At 72.4% G+C, this 19,603-nt stretch carries 18 protein-coding genes; 15 read left to right on the plus strand and 3 right to left on the minus strand.

Annotation, left to right across the window (positions count from 1 at the left end; genetic code table 11):
* The 4 genes from AB3X52_RS15610 to AB3X52_RS15625 all read left to right on the plus strand — a co-directional run.
* Positions 1 to 1,740, plus strand: a 1,740-nt coding sequence (locus AB3X52_RS15610; protein ID WP_367995022.1) for an FAD-linked oxidase C-terminal domain-containing protein, incomplete at its 5' end; no start/stop codon positions are given.
* Positions 1,737 to 3,527: a thiamine pyrophosphate-requiring protein gene (locus AB3X52_RS15615; RefSeq protein WP_367995023.1), complete on the plus strand. Its 1,791-nt coding sequence runs from the start codon at positions 1,737 to 1,739 to the stop codon at positions 3,525 to 3,527. The genes AB3X52_RS15610 and AB3X52_RS15615, both read left to right, overlap by 4 nt.
* Positions 3,517 to 4,668 (plus strand): enolase C-terminal domain-like protein, encoded by a 1,152-nt coding sequence (locus AB3X52_RS15620; protein ID WP_367995024.1) that lies wholly within the window; start codon positions 3,517 to 3,519, stop codon positions 4,666 to 4,668. Before AB3X52_RS15615 ends, AB3X52_RS15620 begins: the two co-directional genes overlap by 11 nt.
* Positions 4,669 to 4,710: 42 nt before the next feature.
* Positions 4,711 to 5,406, plus strand: a complete 696-nt coding sequence (locus AB3X52_RS15625; RefSeq protein ID WP_367995025.1) for a DUF4396 domain-containing protein — start codon at positions 4,711 to 4,713, stop codon at positions 5,404 to 5,406.
* Between the two features lie 18 nt (positions 5,407 to 5,424).
* Here AB3X52_RS15625 and AB3X52_RS15630 read toward each other — a convergent pair whose 3' ends face one another.
* Positions 5,425 to 6,000 (minus strand): TerD family protein, encoded by a 576-nt coding sequence (locus AB3X52_RS15630; protein WP_367995026.1) that lies wholly within the window; start codon positions 5,998 to 6,000, stop codon positions 5,425 to 5,427.
* Positions 6,001 to 6,168: 168 nt separating this feature from the next.
* Here AB3X52_RS15630 and AB3X52_RS15635 point away from each other — a divergent pair, with 168 nt between their 5' ends.
* The 3 genes from AB3X52_RS15635 to AB3X52_RS15645 all read left to right on the plus strand — a co-directional run bounded on the left by AB3X52_RS15635 (position 6,169) and on the right by AB3X52_RS15645 (position 8,528).
* Positions 6,169 to 6,750, plus strand: a complete 582-nt coding sequence (locus AB3X52_RS15635; RefSeq protein ID WP_367995027.1) for a TerD family protein — start codon at positions 6,169 to 6,171, stop codon at positions 6,748 to 6,750.
* 44 nt (positions 6,751 to 6,794) lie between these two features.
* Entirely contained in the window at positions 6,795 to 7,373 is a 579-nt protein-coding gene (locus AB3X52_RS15640; RefSeq protein WP_367995028.1) for a TerD family protein, read from the plus strand.
* Between the two features lie 75 nt (positions 7,374 to 7,448).
* Positions 7,449 to 8,528, plus strand: a complete 1,080-nt coding sequence (locus tag AB3X52_RS15645) for a DUF475 domain-containing protein (RefSeq protein WP_367995029.1) — start codon at positions 7,449 to 7,451, stop codon at positions 8,526 to 8,528.
* Positions 8,529 to 8,591: 63 nt separating this feature from the next.
* On the opposite strand, the gene AB3X52_RS15650 is transcribed toward AB3X52_RS15645, so the two are convergent.
* Positions 8,592 to 9,875 (minus strand): TerD family protein, encoded by a 1,284-nt coding sequence (locus tag AB3X52_RS15650; RefSeq protein WP_367995030.1) that lies wholly within the window; start codon positions 9,873 to 9,875, stop codon positions 8,592 to 8,594.
* Positions 9,876 to 10,029: 154 nt separating this feature from the next.
* On the opposite strand from AB3X52_RS15650, the gene AB3X52_RS15655 reads away from it, so the two are divergent.
* Complete coding sequence (locus AB3X52_RS15655) at positions 10,030 to 11,208, plus strand: HpcH/HpaI aldolase/citrate lyase family protein (RefSeq protein ID WP_367995031.1); 1,179 nt, start codon at positions 10,030 to 10,032, stop codon at positions 11,206 to 11,208.
* Positions 11,209 to 11,221: 13 nt separating this feature from the next.
* On the opposite strand, the gene AB3X52_RS15660 is transcribed toward AB3X52_RS15655, so the two are convergent.
* Positions 11,222 to 12,466, minus strand: a complete 1,245-nt coding sequence (locus tag AB3X52_RS15660) for a hypothetical protein (protein WP_367995032.1) — start codon at positions 12,464 to 12,466, stop codon at positions 11,222 to 11,224.
* Positions 12,467 to 12,601: 135 nt separating this feature from the next.
* On the opposite strand from AB3X52_RS15660, the gene AB3X52_RS15665 reads away from it, so the two are divergent.
* The 7 genes from AB3X52_RS15665 (at position 12,602) to AB3X52_RS15695 (ending at position 19,154) form a co-directional block, all read left to right on the plus strand.
* Positions 12,602 to 15,145 (plus strand): phosphoribosyltransferase, encoded by a 2,544-nt coding sequence (locus tag AB3X52_RS15665; protein ID WP_367995033.1) that lies wholly within the window; start codon positions 12,602 to 12,604, stop codon positions 15,143 to 15,145.
* Positions 15,142 to 15,960 carry an HAD family hydrolase gene (locus AB3X52_RS15670; RefSeq protein ID WP_367995034.1) on the plus strand — a complete coding sequence of 273 codons (819 nt, stop codon included), beginning with the start codon at positions 15,142 to 15,144 and terminating at the stop codon, positions 15,958 to 15,960. The genes AB3X52_RS15665 and AB3X52_RS15670 overlap by 4 nt, the downstream gene beginning before the upstream one ends.
* Positions 15,961 to 16,040: 80 nt before the next feature.
* Entirely contained in the window at positions 16,041 to 16,502 is a 462-nt protein-coding gene (locus AB3X52_RS15675; RefSeq protein ID WP_367995035.1) for a hypothetical protein, read from the plus strand.
* Positions 16,503 to 16,653: 151 nt separating this feature from the next.
* On the plus strand, positions 16,654 to 16,983 hold the full coding sequence (locus AB3X52_RS15680; RefSeq protein WP_367995036.1) for a hypothetical protein: 330 nt from the start codon (positions 16,654 to 16,656) through the stop codon (positions 16,981 to 16,983).
* A gap of 59 nt (positions 16,984 to 17,042) precedes the next feature.
* Positions 17,043 to 17,243, plus strand: coding sequence for a GNAT family N-acetyltransferase (locus tag AB3X52_RS15685; RefSeq protein ID WP_367995037.1), 201 nt, complete (start codon positions 17,043 to 17,045; stop codon positions 17,241 to 17,243).
* A 126-nt stretch (positions 17,244 to 17,369) separates the two neighbouring features.
* Entirely contained in the window at positions 17,370 to 18,518 is a 1,149-nt protein-coding gene (locus AB3X52_RS15690; protein WP_367995038.1) for an alpha-hydroxy acid oxidase, read from the plus strand.
* A gap of 201 nt (positions 18,519 to 18,719) precedes the next feature.
* The gene (locus AB3X52_RS15695; protein ID WP_367995039.1) at positions 18,720 to 19,154 is read left to right on the plus strand and encodes a universal stress protein; all 435 of its coding nucleotides are present in this window, start codon (positions 18,720 to 18,722) and stop codon (positions 19,152 to 19,154) included.
* Positions 19,155 to 19,603: the final 449 nt, after the last annotated feature.

Below are 19,603 nucleotides of genomic sequence, written 5' to 3' on the forward strand. Positions count from 1 at the left end.
TCCGACACCGGACCCGCGCTCTACGGCCACTTCGGCCAGGGCTGCGTCCACACCCGGATCCCGTTCGACCTCTACTCGGCCGAGGGCGTCGCGCACTATCGCGCGTTCATGGAGCGCGCCGCCGACCTGGTGGCCTCCTACGGCGGCTCGCTGTCGGGGGAGCACGGCGACGGCCAGTCCCGGGGCGAGCTGCTGCCACGCATGTTCGGCGACGAGGTCGTCCGCCTCTTCGAGCAGGTCAAGGGCCTCTTCGACCCCGACGACCGGATGAACCCCGGCAAGGTCGTCCACCCGGCCCCGCTCGACGCCCACCTCCGGCTCGGCCGGGACTGGGCGCCCCGCCAGCCCGAGCCGCTGCAGTTCACCTTCCCGCACGACGGCGGCTCGTTCCGCGAGGCGGCGAACCGCTGCGTCGGCGTCGGCAAGTGCCGCAAGCTCGAGAACGAGGGCGGGACGGTGATGTGCCCGTCCTACCAGGTCACCCGTGAGGAGGAGCACTCCACCCGAGGCCGCGCGCGGCTGCTCTTCGAGATGCTCGACGGCCACGGCGACGGGCCCATCAAGGACGGCTGGCGCTCCCGCGAGGTGCGCGATGCGCTCGACCTGTGCCTGGCCTGCAAGGGCTGCAAGACCGACTGTCCCGCGAACGTCGACATGGCGACCTACAAGGCGGAGTTCCTCTTCCACCACTATCGGCACCGGCTGCGCCCACGCGCCGACTACGCGCTCGGCTGGCTGCCGGTCGTGGCCCGGCTGGTGCGTCGCACCGGCCTGGTGCGGGTCGGCAACATCCTCGCGCGCATGCCCTTGCTGCGACGGCTCGGCACGCGCGCCGCCGGGCTCGAGGACCGGTCGGTCCCGGCCTTCGCCACCGAGACGCTGCAGGAGTGGTGGGCCCGGCGGGAGCCCCGTGCCGACGGCCCACGCGGCCGGGTGATGCTGTGGCCCGACACGTTCACCGACCAGTTCCACCCCGACGTCGGGAAGGCCGCGGTCGCCGTGCTGGAGGCCGCCGGGTGGGGCGTCACGCTGCCGCCCGCCTCGGCCGGGCCGCTGTGCTGCGGGCTCACCTGGATCTCGACCGGCCAGCTCGACCAGGCGAAGCGGCAGTTGCGTCGTACGGTCGACGCGCTTGCCGCCCATGTCCGCGCCGGCGGCCTGGTCGTCGGCCTCGAGCCGAGCTGTACGGCGGTGTTCCGCTCCGACGCCGCCGAGCTGTTCGCCGGCGACCAGGACGTCCACCGGCTGCGCGACCACACCGTGACGCTCGCCGAGCTCCTGACCCAGCACACCGACGGCTGGGAGCCGCCGCCGCTGCCCGTCCACGGGCTCGCGCAGGTCCACTGCCACCAGCACGCGATCATGGGCTGGGACGCCGACCAGGAGCTGCTCCGCCGCGCCGGCGCCGACGTCGAGCACCTCGACTCCGGCTGCTGCGGCCTCGCCGGCAACTTCGGCTTCACCGCCGGCCACGGCGAGGTCAGCCGGGCCTGCGCCGAACAGGTGCTGCTGCCGCGGCTGGCGGAGGCGGACGCGGACGAGGTCGTCCTGGCCGACGGCTTCTCCTGCCGCACCCAGATCGACGAGCTCGACCGCAGCGGCCACCGGCCGCTCCATCTGGCCCAGCTGCTCGCCCAGGGCCTCTCGCCCTCCGCGGGCGCTGCGACCGCCGAGCCCGCGGACGCGTCCACGCATCGACCCACGCACCGATCCACCCAGGGAGAGGAAGGTCCACGATGAGCACCACCGTCGCCGACAAGCTGCTGGAGCGGCTCCGCGAGTGGGGGGTCGAGCAGGTCTTCGGATACCCCGGGGACGGCATCAACGGGATCGTCGGCGCGTTCTCGCGCGCCGGGGACCAGCCCCGGTTCATCCAGGCACGGCACGAGGAGATGGCCGCCTTCGAGGCGGTCGGGTTCGCGAAGTTCTCCGGCGAGGTGGGGATCTGTGCCGCCACCTCCGGGCCGGGCGCGATCCACCTTCTCAACGGTCTGTACGACGCCAAGCTCGACCACGTGCCGGTCGTCGCCATCGTGGGCCAGACCAACCGGTCGGCGATGGGCGGGAACTACCAGCAGGAGGTCGACCTGATCTCGCTGTTCAAGGACGTGGCGAGCGAGTACGTGCAGATGGTCACCGTGCCCGAGCAGGTGCCCAACGTCATCGACCGGGCGATCCGGATCGCGCTCGCGCGGCGGGCGCCGACCGCGGTGATCATCCCCAACGACGTGCAGGAGCTCGACTACACCCCGCCCGAGCACGCGTTCAAGATGGTGCCCTCCAGCCTCGACATCAACCAGCCGACCGCCGTCCCGGACGGGGCCGCCCTGCGGCGCGCGGCCGACGTCCTCAACGCCGGCTCCAAGGTGGCGATCCTCGTCGGTCAGGGCGCGCGCGCCGCCGCCGACGCGGTGACGGCCGTGGCCGACGTACTCGGAGCCGGGGTCGCGAAGGCGCTGCTCGGCAAGGACGTGCTCAGCGACGAGCTGCCGTGGGTGACCGGCTCCATCGGGCTGCTCGGGACCCGGCCGAGCTATGAGATGATGCGCGACTGCGACACGCTGCTGACCGTCGGGTCGAACTTCCCCTACAGCCAGTTCCTGCCCGACTTCGGCCAGGCCCGGGCCGTCCAGATCGACCTGGACGGCGCGATGATCGGGATGCGCTATCCCTACGAGGTCAACCTCGTCGGGGACGCGCGGACGACGCTCCAGGCGCTCCAGCCGCTGCTGACCCGGAAGGAGGACCGGAGCTGGCGCGAGGGCATCGAGGCCGGCGTGCGCCGCTGGTGGGACACGATGGACAAGGAGGCGCAAGTCTCCGCGGACCCGATCAACCCGATGCGGATCTTCAGCGAGTTCTCCGCGCAGGCGCCCTCCGACTGCCTCATCGCCGCGGACAGCGGCTCCGCCGCGAACTGGTATGCCCGCCAGATCCGCTTCCGGGCCGACATGCGTGGCTCGCTCTCCGGCACGCTGGCCACGATGGGGCCGGCGGTGCCGTATGCGATCGGCGCCAAGTTCGCCCACCCGGATCGACCGTCGATCGCGTTCGAGGGCGACGGCGCGATGCAGATGAACGGTCTCGCCGAGCTGCTCACCATCAGCCGCTACTGGCGGACCTGGAGCGACCCGCGGCTCGTCGTCGCCGTCCTCCACAACAATGACCTCAACCAGGTCACCTGGGAGCTGCGCGCCATGGGCGGCACGCCGGACTTCATCGAGTCCCAGCAGCTCCCGGACCTGTCGTACGCCGACGTCGCCGCCGCCATCGGGCTCGGATCGCTCACCGTGACCGACCCGGAGGACCTCGCCGGCGCCTGGCGCCACGCGCTCTCCGCCGACCGCCCCTACGTGCTCGACGTGCACTGCGACGCCGACATCCCGCCGATCCCGCCACACGCCGACCTCGACCAGGTGCTCAACATGTCGAAGGCGCTCATCAAGGGCGACACCTCACGCTGGGGCGTCCTCAAGGAGGGGATCAAGACCAAGGCGCAGGAGCTGCTGTCCCACCGTGAGTCCTGAGCCCACCGAGCCCGCCGCGAAGGCGGCCGCCACCGACGAGGCGACGCAGGTCGCCACCGTCGAGACGGCCGCGTTCCGGATCCCGACCGACGCGCCCGAGGCGGACGGCACCTTCGCCTGGGACGCCACCACGCTCGTCCTCGTCACGGTGCGCACCGCCGATCCGCGCGGACCGGCGGGCACCGGGTGGACCTATGCGCCCGCCGCGGCGGCGGCCTTCATCCAGGAGCTGCTCGCGCCCGTCGTGGTCGGCCGCAGCGTCGGGGACGTGACGGCGGCATGGACGGCGATGCGGGCCGCGCTCCGCAACGCCGGTCGCCCCGGTCTGGGCGCGATGGCGATCTCCGCCCTCGACGTGGCGCTCTGGGACCTCCAGGGCCGGCTGCGCGGACTGCCGCTGCACCGGCTCTGGGGCGCGACCCGGCCATCGGTCCCGGTCTACGGCAGCGGTGGCTTCACGACGTACGACGACGACCGGACCGCCCGTCAGCTCGAGGGGTGGCTCGCCGAGGGGTTCGGCAGCGTGAAGATCAAGATCGGCGAGTCCTGGGGCACGCGCGTCGAGCGCGACCTGCACCGGGTGGCGCTGGCCCGGCGGGTCGCCGGCGAGCGGACCGGGCTCTTCGTCGACGCGAACGGCGGCTATCAGGTCGGTCAGGCCGTCCGGGTCGGCCGACGGCTGGCGGACCACGGTGTGACCTGGTTCGAGGAGCCGGTGAGCTCCGACGACACCGACGGGCTGGGCCGGGTCCGGCGGGCGCTGGACTGCGACGTGGCCGCGGGGGAGTACTGCTACGAGCCCCGCGACGCCGCTCGGCTCCTCGACGCCGGGGCGGTCGACTGCCTGCAGCTCGACGCCACCCGCTGCGGCGGCTACACCGGCTGGTTCCGTGCCGCCGCGCTCGCGGAGACCCGCGGCCTCCAGGTCTCGGGCCACTGCGCGCCGTACCTCCACGCGCCGGTCGCCGCCGCCACACCTGCCCTGCGTCACGTCGAGTGGTTCCACGACCACGTCCGCATCGAGCAGCGCCTGCTCGAGCCGGCGTACGGCGCCCCCGGCGGCCTGCTCGCGCCGAGCGAGCGCCCCGGGCACGGCTGGGACGTGCGGCCCGGCCGGCTCGCTGAGCACCGCGTCGCCTGAGTCACCTGTCCGCCTGACCGCCGCAGGGAAGGAGCCTTGTCCGTGACCAGCCCGCCGCTCTGGCTGGACGTCGTCGCCTGGGTCGCGCTGGGCGGGGCCCTCGCGTGCGCCGCCTGGATCCTCGTCGACGTGCGCCGCTTCCGCCCGCACATGCCCGTCATGGCCTGGGTCTGGCCGATCACCGCGTTGTACGCCGGTCCGCTCGCCGTCTGGGGCTACTGCCGCTTCGGGCGGCCGACGAGTCATCGCTGGCTCGCGGAGCACGACCTCGACGAGCCGCCGTCGAAGCCGCGGTGGGCGACCGTCGCCGTCGGGGTCAGCCACTGCGGCGCGGGCTGCACGCTCGGCGACATCGTCGCGGAGTGGATCGTCTTCGCGCTCGGCCTGACGATCGCCGGCGAGGCGCTCTACCCCGAGCTCATCGGCGACTACGTGCTCGCGGTCGCCCTGGGGCTGGTCTTCCAATACTTCGCGATCGCGCCGATGCGCGGCCTCGGACTCCGCGAGGGCCTCATCGCCGCGGCCAAGGCGGACATCCTCTCCCTGACCGCCTTCGAGGTCGGCCTCTTCGCGTGGATGATCCTCCAGGCGATGGTGATCTTCCCGGCGCCGCACCACCTGCACCCCGACAGCCCGGTCTACTGGTTCGGGATGCAGATCGGGATGTGCCTCGGCTTCCTCACCTCCTATCCGGTCAACGCGTGGCTGATCCGGAAGGGGATCAAGGAGGCGATGTGACGGCGGACGGGCCCCGGGTCAGAGCGTGGGGGCGATCGCGGGCAGCAGGTCCTGGAACGTCCGGCCGTTCGCGATCGCACCGATCGCGGTCATCGACCAGCCGGCGCCGTCGCGGGAGACCTTGGCCATGATCTGCGCGGTGTGGGAGCCCGAGCCGGTGAGCTCATAGCGCGCGATCTCCTGGCCGGTGGTCTCGTCGACCAGCCGGCAGAAGGCGTTCTCGATCTGGGAGAAGTTCTGCCCGGTGAAGGAGTTGATCGTGAAGACGATCGTCGACACCGTCGCGGGAAGCCGGTCGAGGAAGACGGTGATCGACTCGTCGTCGCCCTCACCCTCGCCGGTGAGGTTGTCGCCGGAGTGACGGACCGCGCCGTCCTTGCTGTTCAGCTGGCGGAACCACACCTGGTCGACGACGCGCTTGCCGGCGTCGTAGAGCACCGCGGAGGCATCGAGATCGATCGACTGCGCGCGCGAGCCGAAGAGGCCGCGCTTCTTCACCGCGTCCCAGCCCAGTCCCATCCGGACGTGGGTGAGGGTGCCACCGTCGCCCTTCTTCAGCGAGACGGTCTGGCCCTTGGACAGTGAGACGGACATCGGACTCCTCCGGGTCGGGGATGATCGGCGCTGAGTTTCCACACCCTAGCGAGGTCGAAACCGGGGGACGTTTCGATCCGAGGTTTCGTTGGGGGTTGTGCACGGTAAGTTCGCAGGCGACAGACGCCCGTTGGGCGCGATCTGACCAGAGGACGAAGGAGAAGCGCCATGCCCGTCTCGCTCACCAAGGGTGGCAACGTCTCGCTCACGAAGGAGGCCGGGCCGTCGGGCCTGTCGGCCGTCACGGTCGGCCTGGGCTGGGACGTGCGTACGACGACGGGCGCCGACTTCGACCTCGACTCCTCCGCGCTCGCGGTGACGGCCGAGGGCCGTGTGCTCTCCGATAAGCACTTCGTCTTCTACGGCAATCTCGTCAGCGCCGACGGCTCGATCGAGCACACCGGCGACAACCTGACCGGCCAGGGCGAGGGTGACGACGAGCAGATCAAGGTCAACCTCGCCGCCGTGCCGGCCGAGGTCGACAAGATCGTCGTCGCGGTCTCGATCTACGACGCCGACGCCCGCGGGCAGAACTTCGGCCAGGTCCGCAACGCCTTCATCCGGGTGGTCAACCAGGCCGACGGCACCGAGCTCGCCCGCTACGACCTCTCCGAGGACGCGTCGACGGAGACCGCGATGATCTTCGGCGAGGTCTACCGCAACGGCGGCGAGTGGAAGTTCCGCGCCGTCGGCCAGGGCTATGCCTCCGGCCTGGCCGGGATCGCCAAGGACTTCGGCGTCAACGTCTGACGGCGCCGGCCGCTCACCAGCTCGCGAGAGAAGGGGTACTCCACATGTCCGTCTCCCTGACCAAGGGTGGCAACGTCAGCCTGTCCAAGATCGCGCCCAGCCTGACCAACGTCGCGGTGGGGCTCGGCTGGGACGTCCGCACCACCACCGGCGCCGACTTCGACCTCGACGCCAGCGCGCTCATCTGCGGCGCGAACGGCAAGGTCCTCTCCGACCAACACTTCGTCTTCTTCAACAACCTCACCTCGCCCGACGGTGCCGTCGAGCACACCGGTGACAACCTCACCGGGGAGGGCGAGGGCGACGACGAGGTCATCAACGTCAACCTCACCGCGCTGCCCGAGACCGTCGACAAGGTCGTCTTCCCGGTCTCGATCTATGACGCCAACACCCGGCAGCAGTCCTTCGGCCAGGTGATCAACGCCTTCATCCGGATCGTCGACACCGCGAACGGCGCCGAGCTCGCCCGCTACGACCTCTCCGAGGACGCCTCCACCGAGACGGCGATGATCTTCGGCGAGCTCTACCGGCGCGAGGGGGAGTGGAAGTTCCGGGCCGTCGGCCAGGGCTACGCCTCCGGCCTGGCCGGAATCGCCAAGGACTACGGCGTCAACGTCGGCTGAGCCCGCGCTCCGTCGTCCGCCACCCGTTCACCCCCGCCAGGCTGCCTGCGCAGCCCGACATCAAGGAACCCCCTGTTGCTCCTCAAGACCTTCAAGTGGCCGCTCGCGGTCACGGTCGTCGCCCTCGTCGGCGCGTTCATCCTCGGTGGTCCGACGGCCTTCGGGCTGGTCGCGATCCTCGCCGTCCTCGAGATCTCGCTCTCCTTCGACAACGCGGTCGTCAACGCCACGGTCCTCGAGCGGATGAACCCGTTCTGGCAGAAGATCTTCCTCTCGATCGGCATCATCATCGCCGTCTTCGGGATGCGGCTGATCTTCCCGCTCATCATCGTCGGGATCACCGCTCACCTGAACCCGATCGAGGTCGTCCAGAAGGCCCTCGACGGCGGCTCGGTCGACACCCCGGGGACCTACGCCCACCTGCTCCACGACGCCCACCCGGCGATCGCGGCGTTCGGCGGGATGTTCCTGCTGATGCTGTTCCTCGACTTCGTCTTCGAGGACCGTGAGATCGCCTGGCTGGCGTGGATCGAGCGTCCGCTGGCGAAGGTCGGCAAGCTCGACCAGCTCTCGGTCGTCGTCGCGCTCGCCGCCCTGGTGGTCGTGGCGCAGACGATCGCCGAGCATCCCGACACCGTGATGGTCTCCGGCGTCCTCGGCCTGCTCGTCTACCTCCTCGTCGGTGGGCTGGGCGACCTCTTCGAGGAGGCCGGGGAGCATGAGGAGGTCGAAGACGGTGGTCCGGGCAGCGCCGTGCAGGCCGCCGGCAAGGCCGCGTTCTTCCTCTTCCTCTACCTCGAGGTCCTCGACGCGTCGTTCTCCTTCGACGGCGTCATCGGCGCGTTCGCGATCACCCAGGACATCTTCATCATCGCCGTGGGCCTCGGGGTCGGGGCGATGTACATCCGGTCGCTCACGGTCTTCCTGGTCCGCAGGGGCACGCTGTCGGAGTACGTCTACCTCGAGCACGGCGCCATGTGGGCCATCGGCGCCCTCGCCGTGATCCTGCTGATCACCATCAAGTACGAAGTCCCCGAGATCGTCACCGGTCTCATCGGCGTCGGCTTCATCGCCCTCGCCTTCATCTCCTCGCTCATCCGCCGCCGCAACGAGCCGGCCGAGGAGCGGGAGAACGAGACCCTCACGGTCGGCTGACCCACTCCTCGCCGAGTCGGCGTCCACGGACGCCGACTCGGCGCGCCATCTGCGCCGACTCCATCAGGCGCGGAGGGCCTGCCAGGCGGGGCCGACCATCACCCGGGCGGTCTTGCCGTCGGCGTACACGCCCAGGGCCTTCATCTCCCAGGTGCCGCCCGGGGTGCGCAGGAGGGCCGCGATGACCACGCCGGTGCTCGGCTGTGAGTGGGTCAGGTCATAGCGGACCAGCTCGGCGCCGCGGTCGTCGAGCAGACGGCAGAACGCCCGGCTGACCTCGGTGAACCGCTGGCCGCCGTAGGAGTTGATGGTGAAGGCCAGCGCGGTGACCTGGGGAGGGACGGCGGAGAGCCGCACCCGGATCTGCTCGTCGTCGCCCTCGCCGGCGCCGGTGAGGTTGTCGCCGCTGTGCTGCACGGCGCCGCCGAAGCCGGACTTCTGGCCGAAGTAGACGAGGTCGACCGGGTTGCCCGAGGCGTCGTAGCCGATCACCGACGCGTCCAGGTCGATCGACCGTCCCCGTCGCGCCGGGTCCCAGCCCAGGCCGAGGGTGACCAGGTCGAGCGCGGGCGCGCCGGTCTTCACCAGGCTCACCTTCTGGCCCTTGACCAGGCTGACCCGACCCTTGTCGAGGTTGACCGTCGGCGGGCCCGACGGGGCCGGGGGCGCGGGCGGAGCCGGTGGTGCGGCCGGAGCTGGCGGCGCGGCGCTCGCCGGTGCGGGCGGTGGGGGAGGCGTGGGCGTGGGGCTCCAGCCGGCGCCGGGCGGCGGCGGAGGCGGGACGGAGGAGGGCGGCGTGGGCGGCGGAGGAGCGGGCGCGGCGGAGGCCGGCTCCTCGACGCTGATGCCGAAATCGGTGGCAAGACCGGCGAGCCCGGAGTCCCAGCCCTGGCCGACGGCGCGGAACTTCCAGGCGCCGTCGCGGCGGTAGAGCTCTCCGACGACGAAGGCGGTCTCGGTGGTCGCCCCCATCTCGTCGAAGCGAGCGATCTCGGCGCCGGTGGCGGCGTCGGCGACGACGACGGAGAGCCCCTGGACCTGGCCGAAGGTGCCGCCGTCGGCGGACGCGGCGAGCGCCACCTTCTCGACCTCCGCCGGGACGCGACCCAGATCGACGGCCACCGTGTCGACGGTCCCGGTCTTGCCGCGGTGGGCGACGGACCCCGACGCGTGGGTGGGCTGGTTGTAGAAGACGAAGTCGGCGTCGTCGCGCACCTTCCCGGTCGGGCCCAGCAGCAGGCCGGAGAGGTCGAGGTCGGGCACGCCGGGGCCACCCGTCCAGGTCAGCGTGACGAGGACCGACTCGCTCGCGATCGGCGTGTTGGCGCCCTTGGACAGCGTCGTCATGCTCGGATCGTGCCACAGTCGGCAAGCGGCGCGAGGCGGAGGTGCGCGGCAGGTTTCGACGACGTACCAACGGTCAAGATGCGGGTGATACCGTCCGCGCCATCCGGGCACCACCGCCGTCGCGCGACCCGAGCCCGTCGTCCCCGAGGTTGTCATGCGCCACTTCCCGCAGCTCGCCCAGCGTGACCTCGACGCGCTCTTCCACCGCGTCCCCCAGCCCTTCGGCCGTCAGTCCGACCTCGACACGCTCGCGATGGCGCTCGGCGCGACGCTCTACATGCCGGCGACCCGGCCGCGCCTGGCCGACGACCTGGTGAAGCAGGCCGCCCAGGGGGTCATGAGCAGCGTCGTCTGCCTCGAGGACGCCATCGCGGACAGCGACCTCCCTGCGGCGCAGGACAACGTCGTACGCCAGCTCGCCGAGCTCGGTCGGCGCGACCCAGAGGCCGAGTCGTTCCCGCTCACGTTCGTGCGGGTCCGCCATCCCGACCAGATCGGCGACATCACCACCGGGCTCGGCGAGCACGCCCGGCTGCTGTCCGGCTTCGTGCTGCCGAAGTTCACCGACGAGACCGGGAGTGCCTTCCTCGACGCGCTCGAGGACGTGCGGCAGGCGACGGGCCTGCCGCTGCTCGCGATGCCCGTGATCGAGTCGCCCGGGGCGATCTATCGGGAGAGCCGTCAGGACACCCTGCTCGGGGTCGCCCAGCTCCTGGCGAAGCACCGCGACCTCGTGCTCGCGGTCCGGCTCGGGGCGACCGACCTGTCCTCGGCGTACGGCCTGCGGCGCAGCCGCGACCTCACCGTCTACGACGTCCCGCTCGTCGCCGAGGTCATCATGGACGTCGTCAACGTGCTGGGCCGCGCCGACGGGACGGGCTACGTCGTGACCGGTCCCGTCTGGGAGCACTTCGTCGACCAGGACCGGCTGTTCAAGCCGCGGCTGCGCCAGACGCCGTTCGTGGAGCAGGGGGCGGCGCGGCTGCGTCAGACGCTCGTGACGCGCGACCTCGACGGCCTCATCCGCGAGATCGTGCTCGACAAGGCCAACGGCCTGACCGGCAAGACCGTCATCCACCCGACCCACGTCCTCGCCGTCCACGCGCTCTCGGTCGTCACCCATGAGGAGTGGTCCGACGCCTGCGACATCCTCGGCCACGACATGTCCGGCGGCGGGGTCCGCGCCTCGGCCTACCGCAACAAGATGAACGAGGCGAAGCCGCACCGCGCCTGGGCCGAGCGCACCCTGCGCCGCGCCCGCCTCTTCGGGGTCGCCGCCGAGGACGTGGGCTTCGTCGACCTGCTCGTCGCGGGGGTCTCCGCCACCCGCTGACGCGGCGACGGAGTCAGGCGCCGGCGATGGCCTCCCGCGTGCGGCGTACGACGCCGGCGGTGACGTCCCGGACGGCCCGGAGCTCGACGAGGTAGCTCCAGTAGTCCGGGTGGGTGCCTTCGAGCCGGCCCGCGGCGGCGTCGAGGCGCGCCATGAGACCGTCGAGGATGGCGGGCTCCCCGGCGGGGGCCCTGGTGCCGGCGGAGACGACGAGCCGCTGGGCGTCGCGGACGACGAAGCGGACCCGGTCGAGCTCGGCGGCGGGATCCTCGGCGAGCGCGTCGAGGTCGCGCCGCCGGGCGACGACACCGTTGACGCCCTCCTCGGCGGCCGCGAGGTGGCCGCGACCCTCCTCGAGGTGGCGGGCGGCGGCGTCCCAGTCGCCGGAGCTCTGCGCCGCGGCGGCCTGGGCGAGGAGCCCGCGCGCCTGCTCGAGCTCGCGCTCGGCGGTCTCGGGGACGTGGTCGAGGTCCTCGGAGCAGGCCAGGGAGTAGGTGCGACGCAGGTAGGAGAGGGTCTCGCGGACCTGTGGGATGCGGCCCGCGATGCCGTCCAGACGGGTCCGCGAGGACGCCAGCCGGCCGCCGCCGGAGGTCTTGAGCGACTGCAGCCTGGTCGCGGCCTCGACGACGTCGTCCGCGGCGGTCGCGAGCTCGGCGGCGGCGTCGATCGCCGCCTGCGCGCCGGCGCGGAACGCCCCGCCGGCGGCGACCTGGCCGAGCTGCTCGGCGCGGGCGAGACGCGTGTCGAGGTCGGGGGAGACGATGCCGGCCGCGCGCGCGTCGGCGGCGGCCTGCCGCGCGCGTGCGAGCGCCTGCGTCGCCTTGTTGACCGCCGGCTGGACGCGGCTGTGCACGTCCTGCAGGCGGTCCTGGAGCTCGGCGTTGCGCGCGCGGAACTGGTCGATCTGCTGGCGTGCCGACTCGAGTCGGCCGTAGACGTCGTGGAATGCCCGGTGGGCGTTGACCAGCGTGTCGACGTCGGGCGCCTGGGCGGTCAGCACGCCGTCGTACTGGTCGAGCGCGGCGATGTAGTCCTGCGCCGCCCGGTCGCTGGCGCTCAGCAGGGGAGCGAGCGTGCTCGTCACCCGCTGGGCCTTCGGCCCGGGCTCGACCTGTGCGTAGGCCTCGACGAGCGCGGCGGTCATCTTGTGGGCGTCGTCGAGGGCGAGGAACGCGCCGGCCGCGGAGTCCTTCGCGGCGCTCGCACCCTGCCTGGCCTGCTCGATCCGCTCCTGGCGCGCGCGGGAGGAGAACACCGGTGCGTCCCTCCTCGTCCCGCGCTTTCCAGAGCCTGACTGTGCTTCGGACAGCGTAGTCGAGAGCTCCGCCACCGGGCGTGGCCGTCGATGCGGTTCGCCCGGATCCGGGGCGCGTGGGTGATGATGTCACCCGTGCAGACGGAGCCGGGTCCTGAGTCGAGAGGGGCGCAGCCTGCTGCGCCGGCGGAGCTGTGGTCGGGGGCGTGGGCGGCCGAGCGGCTCGGGATCACGCTGACGACCACCGCGGCCCCGGTCGGGCTCGGCCTGGAGGACCTGGTCGGCGTCGCCGTACGCCGCAACCCGCGCCGGGCTCAGCTGCTGGTGTCGCGCGTGCTCGGCAAGCACGTGCCCGTCCATCCGCTGCGGGTTCTCGGCACGGGGATGCGTCTCGGCGGGCTCGTGCGCGCGCTGGGCGTGGGCGAGGCGGTGGTGCTCGGGTACGCCGAGACCGCCACCGGGCTGGGCCACAGCGTGGCCGACGCCCTGGGTGCTCCGATCCTGCACTCGACGCGCCGGCCCGTGCTCGGCGTCGCGCCGGTCGGCGGCTTCGAGGAGGAGCACTCCCACGCGACCTCCCACCTGCTGCTGCCGGACCTGCCGCTGCTGGAGGACGACCGCACGCTCGTACTCGTCGACGACGAGTTCTCGACCGGCACCACCCTGCTCAACACGATCCGCACGCTGCACTCCCTCCACCCGCGGTCGCGCTACGTCATCGCCGCCCTCGTCGACCTGCGCTCGCCCGACGACGTCGCGCGGATGGACGCCGTCGCCGCGGAGCTCGGCGTGACGATCGAAGCCGTGGCGCTCGCCTCCGGCCGGGTCGAGCTGCCCGACGGCGTCCTCGAGGCCGGCCAGGCGCTCGTCGCCGAGCTGGACACGCCGCCCGACGCTGCGCCGCCCGACGCTGCGCCGCCCGGCGCGCGCGACGGCGTCGTCACCCGGCTCGACGTGCACTGGCCGGCGAACGTCCGGGAGGGCGGCCGCCACGGCTTCACCCCGCACGACCCGGCGTTCGACGCCGCGGTGGAGGAGGCCGGCACCGTCCTCGCGGAGGCGCTCCCGGAGGGGGCCGTCCACGTCCTCGGCACGGAGGAGCTGATCTACGCCCCGCTGCGCATCGCCGGCGCGTTCGCCGCCCGTCGCGGTGACGCGGTCACGTTCTCCACCACGTCGCGCACGCCCGTCCTCGCCGTCGACGAGCCCGGCTACGCCATCCGCACCGCGCTCACCTTCCCGGCCCACGACGCACCGGCCGACGGGCCCGGCCCGCGGTTCGCCTACAACCTCCGTCCGGGCGCGTACGACGCCGTGGTGGTCGTCGTCGACGAGCCGGCCGACACTCCGGAGCTCTTCTCCGCGGGCGGCCTCGTCGACCGGCTCCGCGGGGTGACCGACCGGGTCGTGGTCGTCACGCTGCCGGCGTACGCCCCGACGCCGGCCGTGCCCGCGCCGAACTCCGCTGACGACGCCCCCGTCGCGCAGCCCCAGCACCTGCCCGCGCCGCTGCGCGGCCCGGCGTTCGGCTCCTACCCGGCCGAGGACGTCGCCTGGCTGCTGAAGGACCTCTCGGACGCCGAGCTCGAGGCGCCGACCGAGGAGCGCGAGGAGGCGATCCAAGCGGGCCGGGCCCACTATGCCGAGTCCCTGCCGGTGGAGTACCAGCCCGACGCGGCCTACCAGGCGCTCTTCGCCGAGGCGCTCACGGAGTCCGCCGACCGTCTCGCGTACGCCGTCGGCCTGGTCACCGAGCAGGTGCTGGCGCTCCGCGGGCGGGAGACCGTGCTCGTCAGTCTCGCGCGAGCGGGCACGCCGGTCGGCGTCCTCATGCGGCGCTGGGCGCGCGCGGTGCACGGCCTCGACGTGCCGCACTACGCGATCTCGATCGTGCGCGGCCGCGGCATCGACGAGGTGGCGCTCGCCTATCTGGCGGCCCACCACGACCCCGACACGGTGATGTTCGTCGACGGCTGGACCGGCAAGGGGGCGATCACCCGCGAGCTGGCGGCGTCGGTCGAGAAGGCCAACGCCCGGCTCCTCGGTGGCGGCGCTCCCGGCGGCACGTTCTCCGCGGACCTGGCGGTGCTGGCCGACCCCGGCCGGTGCGTCGAGGTCTTCGGGACGCGGGAGGACTACCTCATCCCGTCCGCCTGCCTGAACTCCACCGTCTCCGGGCTGGTCTCGCGGACCGTGCTCAACGACGAACTGATCGGCCCGGGCGACTTCCACGGCGCGAAGTTCTACGCCGACCTCGCCGAGGCGGACGTGTCCCGGCGCTTCGTCGACACCGTCGCCGCGCGGTTCGCCGCGGTGCGGACCAGCGTCCTGAGCGACCTGCCCGGCCGGCTCGCCGCGCTCCGGGGCGGTGAGCACCGTCCCACCTGGGACGGCTGGCGCGTCGTGGAGGAGGTGTCGGCGTCGTACGGCATCGGCGAGGTGAACCTCGTCAAGCCCGGCGTCGGCGAGACGACCCGCGTGCTGCTGCGGCGGGTGCCGTGGAAGGTGCTGGTCAACCCGGAGCGGGCCGGCGAGCTCGCCCACGTGCGCGTCCTCGCCGAGCAGCGCGGGGTGCCGCTCGAGGAGGTGCCCGGGCTGCCGTACTCCTGCATCGGTCTCATCCACCCGCGCTTCACCCGGGGTGCCGTGCTCGCCGACGGGCGCGGGACCGGCGCGTGAGCGGGGTCGCGGTCTTCTCGGACCTCGACCGGACGCTGGTCTACTCACCGAGCGCACTGCTGCTCACGATGCCGGACGAGGAGGCTCCACGGCTGCTGTGCGTCGAGGTCTACCAGGGCCGGCCGCTCTCGTTCGTGACCGAGCGGGCGGCCGGTGGGATCGGTGCACTGACGGAGGCCGGCGTCCTCGTCCCGGTGACGACGCGCACGCCCGAGCAGTACCGCCGCATCCACCTCCCCGGCCCCACCCCCAAGTTCGCCCTCACCGCCAACGGCGGCCGGCTGCTGCGCGACGGCGAGGAGGACCTCGACTACACCGCTGCGCTCGACGCCCGGCTGGCGGGCGAGGGGGCGCCGTACGACGAGGTCTGGTCCCACCTCCAAGAGCTGGCGGGGTCGGAGGCCGGGAGCGCCTTCGTGGAGAAGGCGCGCGGCGCCGACGGACTCTTCTGCTACGCCGTCGTCGACCGTGACGCGCTCCCCGCCGGCTGGGTCGAGGAGCTCGGCGGCTACTGCACCGAGCGCGGTTGGACGGTCTCGGTCCAAGGCCGCAAGGTCTATTGCGTCCCGGTCGGCCTCTCGAAGGGCACCGCGATGCGCGAGGTAGCCGTGATGCTGGGCAGTCGCACCGTCGCGGCCGCCGGCGACTCGCTCCTCGACCGCGAGCTGCTCGAGGCCGCGGATGTCGCCATCCGGCCGGCGCACGGCGAGCTCGCCGACTCCGGTTGGACCGCGCCCCACCTCACCGTCACGCGCGGCCGGGGTGCCGCGGCCGGTGAGGAGATCGTCGACTGGATGGTGGCGCTGGCGCTCTGAGCATCGGCGGCAGGTCTGGACCGCCGAGGATCGGTGGCGCACGTCGACGGGTACCTCCTGCCCCGAAGGAAGGAGCACCCATGTCCACCATCGCCTGGATCATCGTCGCCATCGTCCTCGTGGCCGTCATCGCAGCACTGATCGCGCTCGTCGTCGGCTTCCGCCGGCGGCAGCGTGAGCAGCGCGTCGCACGCGCCTCCGAGCTGCGTGCCGAGGCGCTCGACAAGGGCCCCGACGTCGGCGCGGCGCGACAGCAGGCCGCCGAGTCGGACGCGAGCGCCCAGCTCGCTCGCGCCGAGGCGGAGCGCGCCGAGGACGAGGCCGCCCGCGCCCGCCGTGTGCTCGCCCAGGAGGAGGCCACCCGGGAGGACCGGCTGCGCGAGGCCGACCGTGTCGATCCCGAGGTCGACCATCAGGCCGACGACTACCGGCCCGGCGCCAGCACACCGCGTCACGGTTTGTCCGAGGCCGACGGGCCGGAGCCTCCGACGGGGCCATCCGAGGAGGGCGGGTCGACGTACGGGGCGCATCGCCGGGAGTGATCGGACCGCTCGCGCCGGTCCGGTCCGGTCCGGGCTGGTCCGGTCCGCGCCGGTCCGGGGAGAACGTCGTGCCCGAACAGATTTCTGTTCATCCCGGCGTCCCCCCGGCGCCGACCTCACGCGCCGCGTGGCGGCGGCGCATACTCGTTCCATGGCGACGTGGCGCGACGTCGAGCGGATCGCGAGCGGTCTCGCGGGCGCGCGTCGGGGCGAGGCGCCCGACGGGGCGCCGTCGTACGACGTCGGACGGCACCCCTTCGCGCGCCTGCGCCGGGACGACGCCGGTCGCGAGATCGTCCAGCTCTGGACCATGGAGCCCGACACCGTGGCGATGTACGCCGACCGCCGTGACACCTTCGTCCGCGTCGACACCTTCAAGGTCAAGGCATCCCTGTGGGCGCTGCTCGAGCGCCTGGACGAGCAGGAGCTGGCCGAGCTCGTGACCGACTCCTGGCTGGCCCGTCGCGGCGTGCGCGGCTGACGACGTGCGGCGAGCCTGTGGTCCTGGAGCCTCGCCGGAGACAGGGCACCATGGCACCCGTGCCCCTGTCTACGCCGACGCTGTCCACCGCACGTCTGCGCCTGCGCCCCTTCACCGAGGCGGACGCGGATGCGCTCTTCGCCCTGCACAGCAACGCCGAGGTGCTGCGCTACTGGGACCGCTCGGACGGCCGCCATTCCCGCCTGAGCAGCCCGAACACCCAGGAGTCCGGCACCTCGCCGTTCACGACGCAGTCCTAGCAGGAGGCGTCAACCGGACAACGGCAGGATGCGTTCCTCGGGTGGGTCGGCGCGGATACGGTCGACTCTCCGGGCGTGCCCGCTGGCCCGACCGACCGGTCCGAGAGCGAGAGGTGTCGAGATCACGTGAGTCCGACGACGAACCGCGCGGTGAACCTCGAGGACCTGCGGCGCATGGCCCGTCGCCGGCTGCCTGGACCGATCTACGACCTCGTCGCCGGGGGAGCCGACGACGAGGTCACCCGGGCGGACAACCAGCGGGCGTTCAGCGACTACCGGCTGGCGACCCGCGCATTCAGCAAGGGAGAGGGCAGCCCCGACACCAGCGTGACGCTGTTCGGACACCGGCTGAGCTGGCCCGTCATGCTCGCCCCGACCGGTGCCGCCCGCGTCCTGCACCGCGACGCCGAGCTCGCCGTGGCCAGAGCCGCGCGCAGTCGCGAGACCGGGTATGTCCACGGTGTCGTCTCGGGACACCCGCTCACCCAGATCTCGGCGGTCGAACCCGACCCGCTGTGGCTCCAGCTCTATCTCTCCAGCGATCGTGACGAGGTCGCTGCGGTGATCCAGCAGGCCACGGACTGCGATGTCCGCGCCCTGGTGGTCACCGTCGATCTTCCGGTCATCGGCAACCGGGAGCGGGACCGGCGACACGGCCTCACCGTCCCCATGCGGCCGACCGCGAAGACGGTGGCGCAGTGTGTGGCTCACCCACGGTGGGGCTTCGACTTCCTCCGGGGGAACCTCCCGCAGAGCTCGCCCCTCGACGGTCGGTCCTCGCCGTTCTCGACGCAGCGCCAGATCCTCCGCAGCGCCTATCCCGTCCGGCTCGAGGACCTCGAGTTCATCCGTGCGAACTGGGACGGGCCGCTCCTGGTCAAGGGCATCCTGAACGGCGAGGACTGCAAGGTCGCGGTCGGCGCGGGCGCCGACGGCGTGATCGTCTCCAACCACGGCGGCCGGCAGCTGGACCGCGCGCCCGCGACGCTCGACGCGCTCCCGGCGGTGGTGCGCGCCGCCGACGAGCGGACGGTCGTGCTGCTCGACGGCGGCATTCGGCGCGGCACCGACGTGCTCGTCGCCCTGGCGTCGGGCGCGGACGCCGTCCTCGTCGGCCGTCCCTACCTCTACGGCCTCGCCGCCGGCGGTCAGGCCGGCGTCGAGCGCGCGATCGACATCCTCCGGATGGAGCTGGAGCGGGCCATGAGTCTCATGGGTCTCGCGGACCTGGACGAGGTTGACCCCGGCTGTCTGATCCCGCGGCCGCGGGGCTAGCGGCAACGCCCGCCTCGGCGCCTACTCGACCGTCGTCACGATCCGTCCGTGGAGCAATCCGGCGACCGGACGCGCGCGCCGAACCATGCGCCCGGATGGGCGAGATGAGTAGTCTGGCCGCGCGGCGGTCAGATGACGCCGCGCGGTGCGCGGTGAGAGGCAAAGCACGGCGGAGTCGTGCTCGAGATCGGAGGTCGCGTCGTGGACGACGTCGTTGTGGTGGGAGTCGATCAGAGCGAGACCGCGGCCAAGGCGGCCGCGAAGGCCGCCAGACTGGCGTCCGCGCTGGGCGGCCAGCTGGTCGTGGTGCACGCGTTCGACAGCCCCGGGGACCCGGTGCCGGCCGAGATCACCGATGTCGTCCCGCTCACGGCCAGCGATGCCGCGGCCGAGCTCGCGCAGCACGTGATCGACGGCCTGCGGCGTGACCACCCCGACCTGACCATGACCCCGCGTGCCGAGTACGGCAAGCCCGCCGAGGCACTCCTCGCGGCGGCCGGGCGCGTGGGCGCCAGCGTGATCGTGGTGGGCAACAAGCGCGTCCAGGGCATCTCCCGGGTCTTGGGGAGCATCGCCCGAGACGTCGCCCAGCACGCGCCGTGCGACGTCTTCATCGCGCACACCGTCGATCGGTGACGCCCGAGGAGGCGTGACGTCCCCATCCTGCTGAGCGTCGGGTACGCCGCGTGCCACTGATGCCGCGACGGCTCAGGTTCGAGGCTTGTTAGCGGCCGTCGACGTTTGCGCAGGTCAGACGGCGTTTTATGGAACGCTGCTTGTTGGCAAGGTTCGCCGTTTGACGCCGTTTTCAGGGCAATCGGCATCAGAGTGTGCATCACTGAGTACGGCGAAACCCCGGCGATGCGGCGTCTGCGGCCAGTGATCGTTCCGGGGGCTTCGTCAACCGAACTTACGCCTCGTCGGTATCGATAGGTTGTCAGTCGTGGTCAGGTCGGCGCGGGAGAAGATCGCCTTGTTGTTGAAGGGCGGTGAGTTGGCGGGGTCGTTCAGTGTCGAGACGTCGGCTCCGGCCACGGGCGTCACCCTGTCGGTCGACGGGGTCGGCCCGGTGAAGCTTCCGGTCG

The sequence above is a fragment of the Nocardioides eburneus genome (assembly GCF_040838215.1).
Taxonomy (GTDB): Bacteria; Actinomycetota; Actinomycetes; order Propionibacteriales; family Nocardioidaceae; genus Nocardioides; species Nocardioides eburneus.

Coding starts and splice junctions, on each gene's coding strand:
- AB3X52_RS15680 (WP_367995036.1), top strand. CDS start 16,654: ATGGCGACGTGGCGCGACGTCGAGCGGATCGCGAGCGGTCTCGCGGGC.
- AB3X52_RS15630 (WP_367995026.1), bottom strand. CDS start 6,000: ATGTCCGTCTCACTGTCCAAGGGCCAGACCGTCTCGCTGAAGAAGGGC.
- AB3X52_RS15650 (WP_367995030.1), bottom strand. CDS start 9,875: ATGACGACGCTGTCCAAGGGCGCCAACACGCCGATCGCGAGCGAGTCG.
- AB3X52_RS15675 (WP_367995035.1), top strand. CDS start 16,041: ATGTCCACCATCGCCTGGATCATCGTCGCCATCGTCCTCGTGGCCGTC.
- AB3X52_RS15655 (WP_367995031.1), top strand. CDS start 10,030: ATGCGCCACTTCCCGCAGCTCGCCCAGCGTGACCTCGACGCGCTCTTC.
- AB3X52_RS15640 (WP_367995028.1), top strand. CDS start 6,795: ATGTCCGTCTCCCTGACCAAGGGTGGCAACGTCAGCCTGTCCAAGATC.
- AB3X52_RS15615 (WP_367995023.1), top strand. CDS start 1,737: ATGAGCACCACCGTCGCCGACAAGCTGCTGGAGCGGCTCCGCGAGTGG.
- AB3X52_RS15635 (WP_367995027.1), top strand. CDS start 6,169: ATGCCCGTCTCGCTCACCAAGGGTGGCAACGTCTCGCTCACGAAGGAG.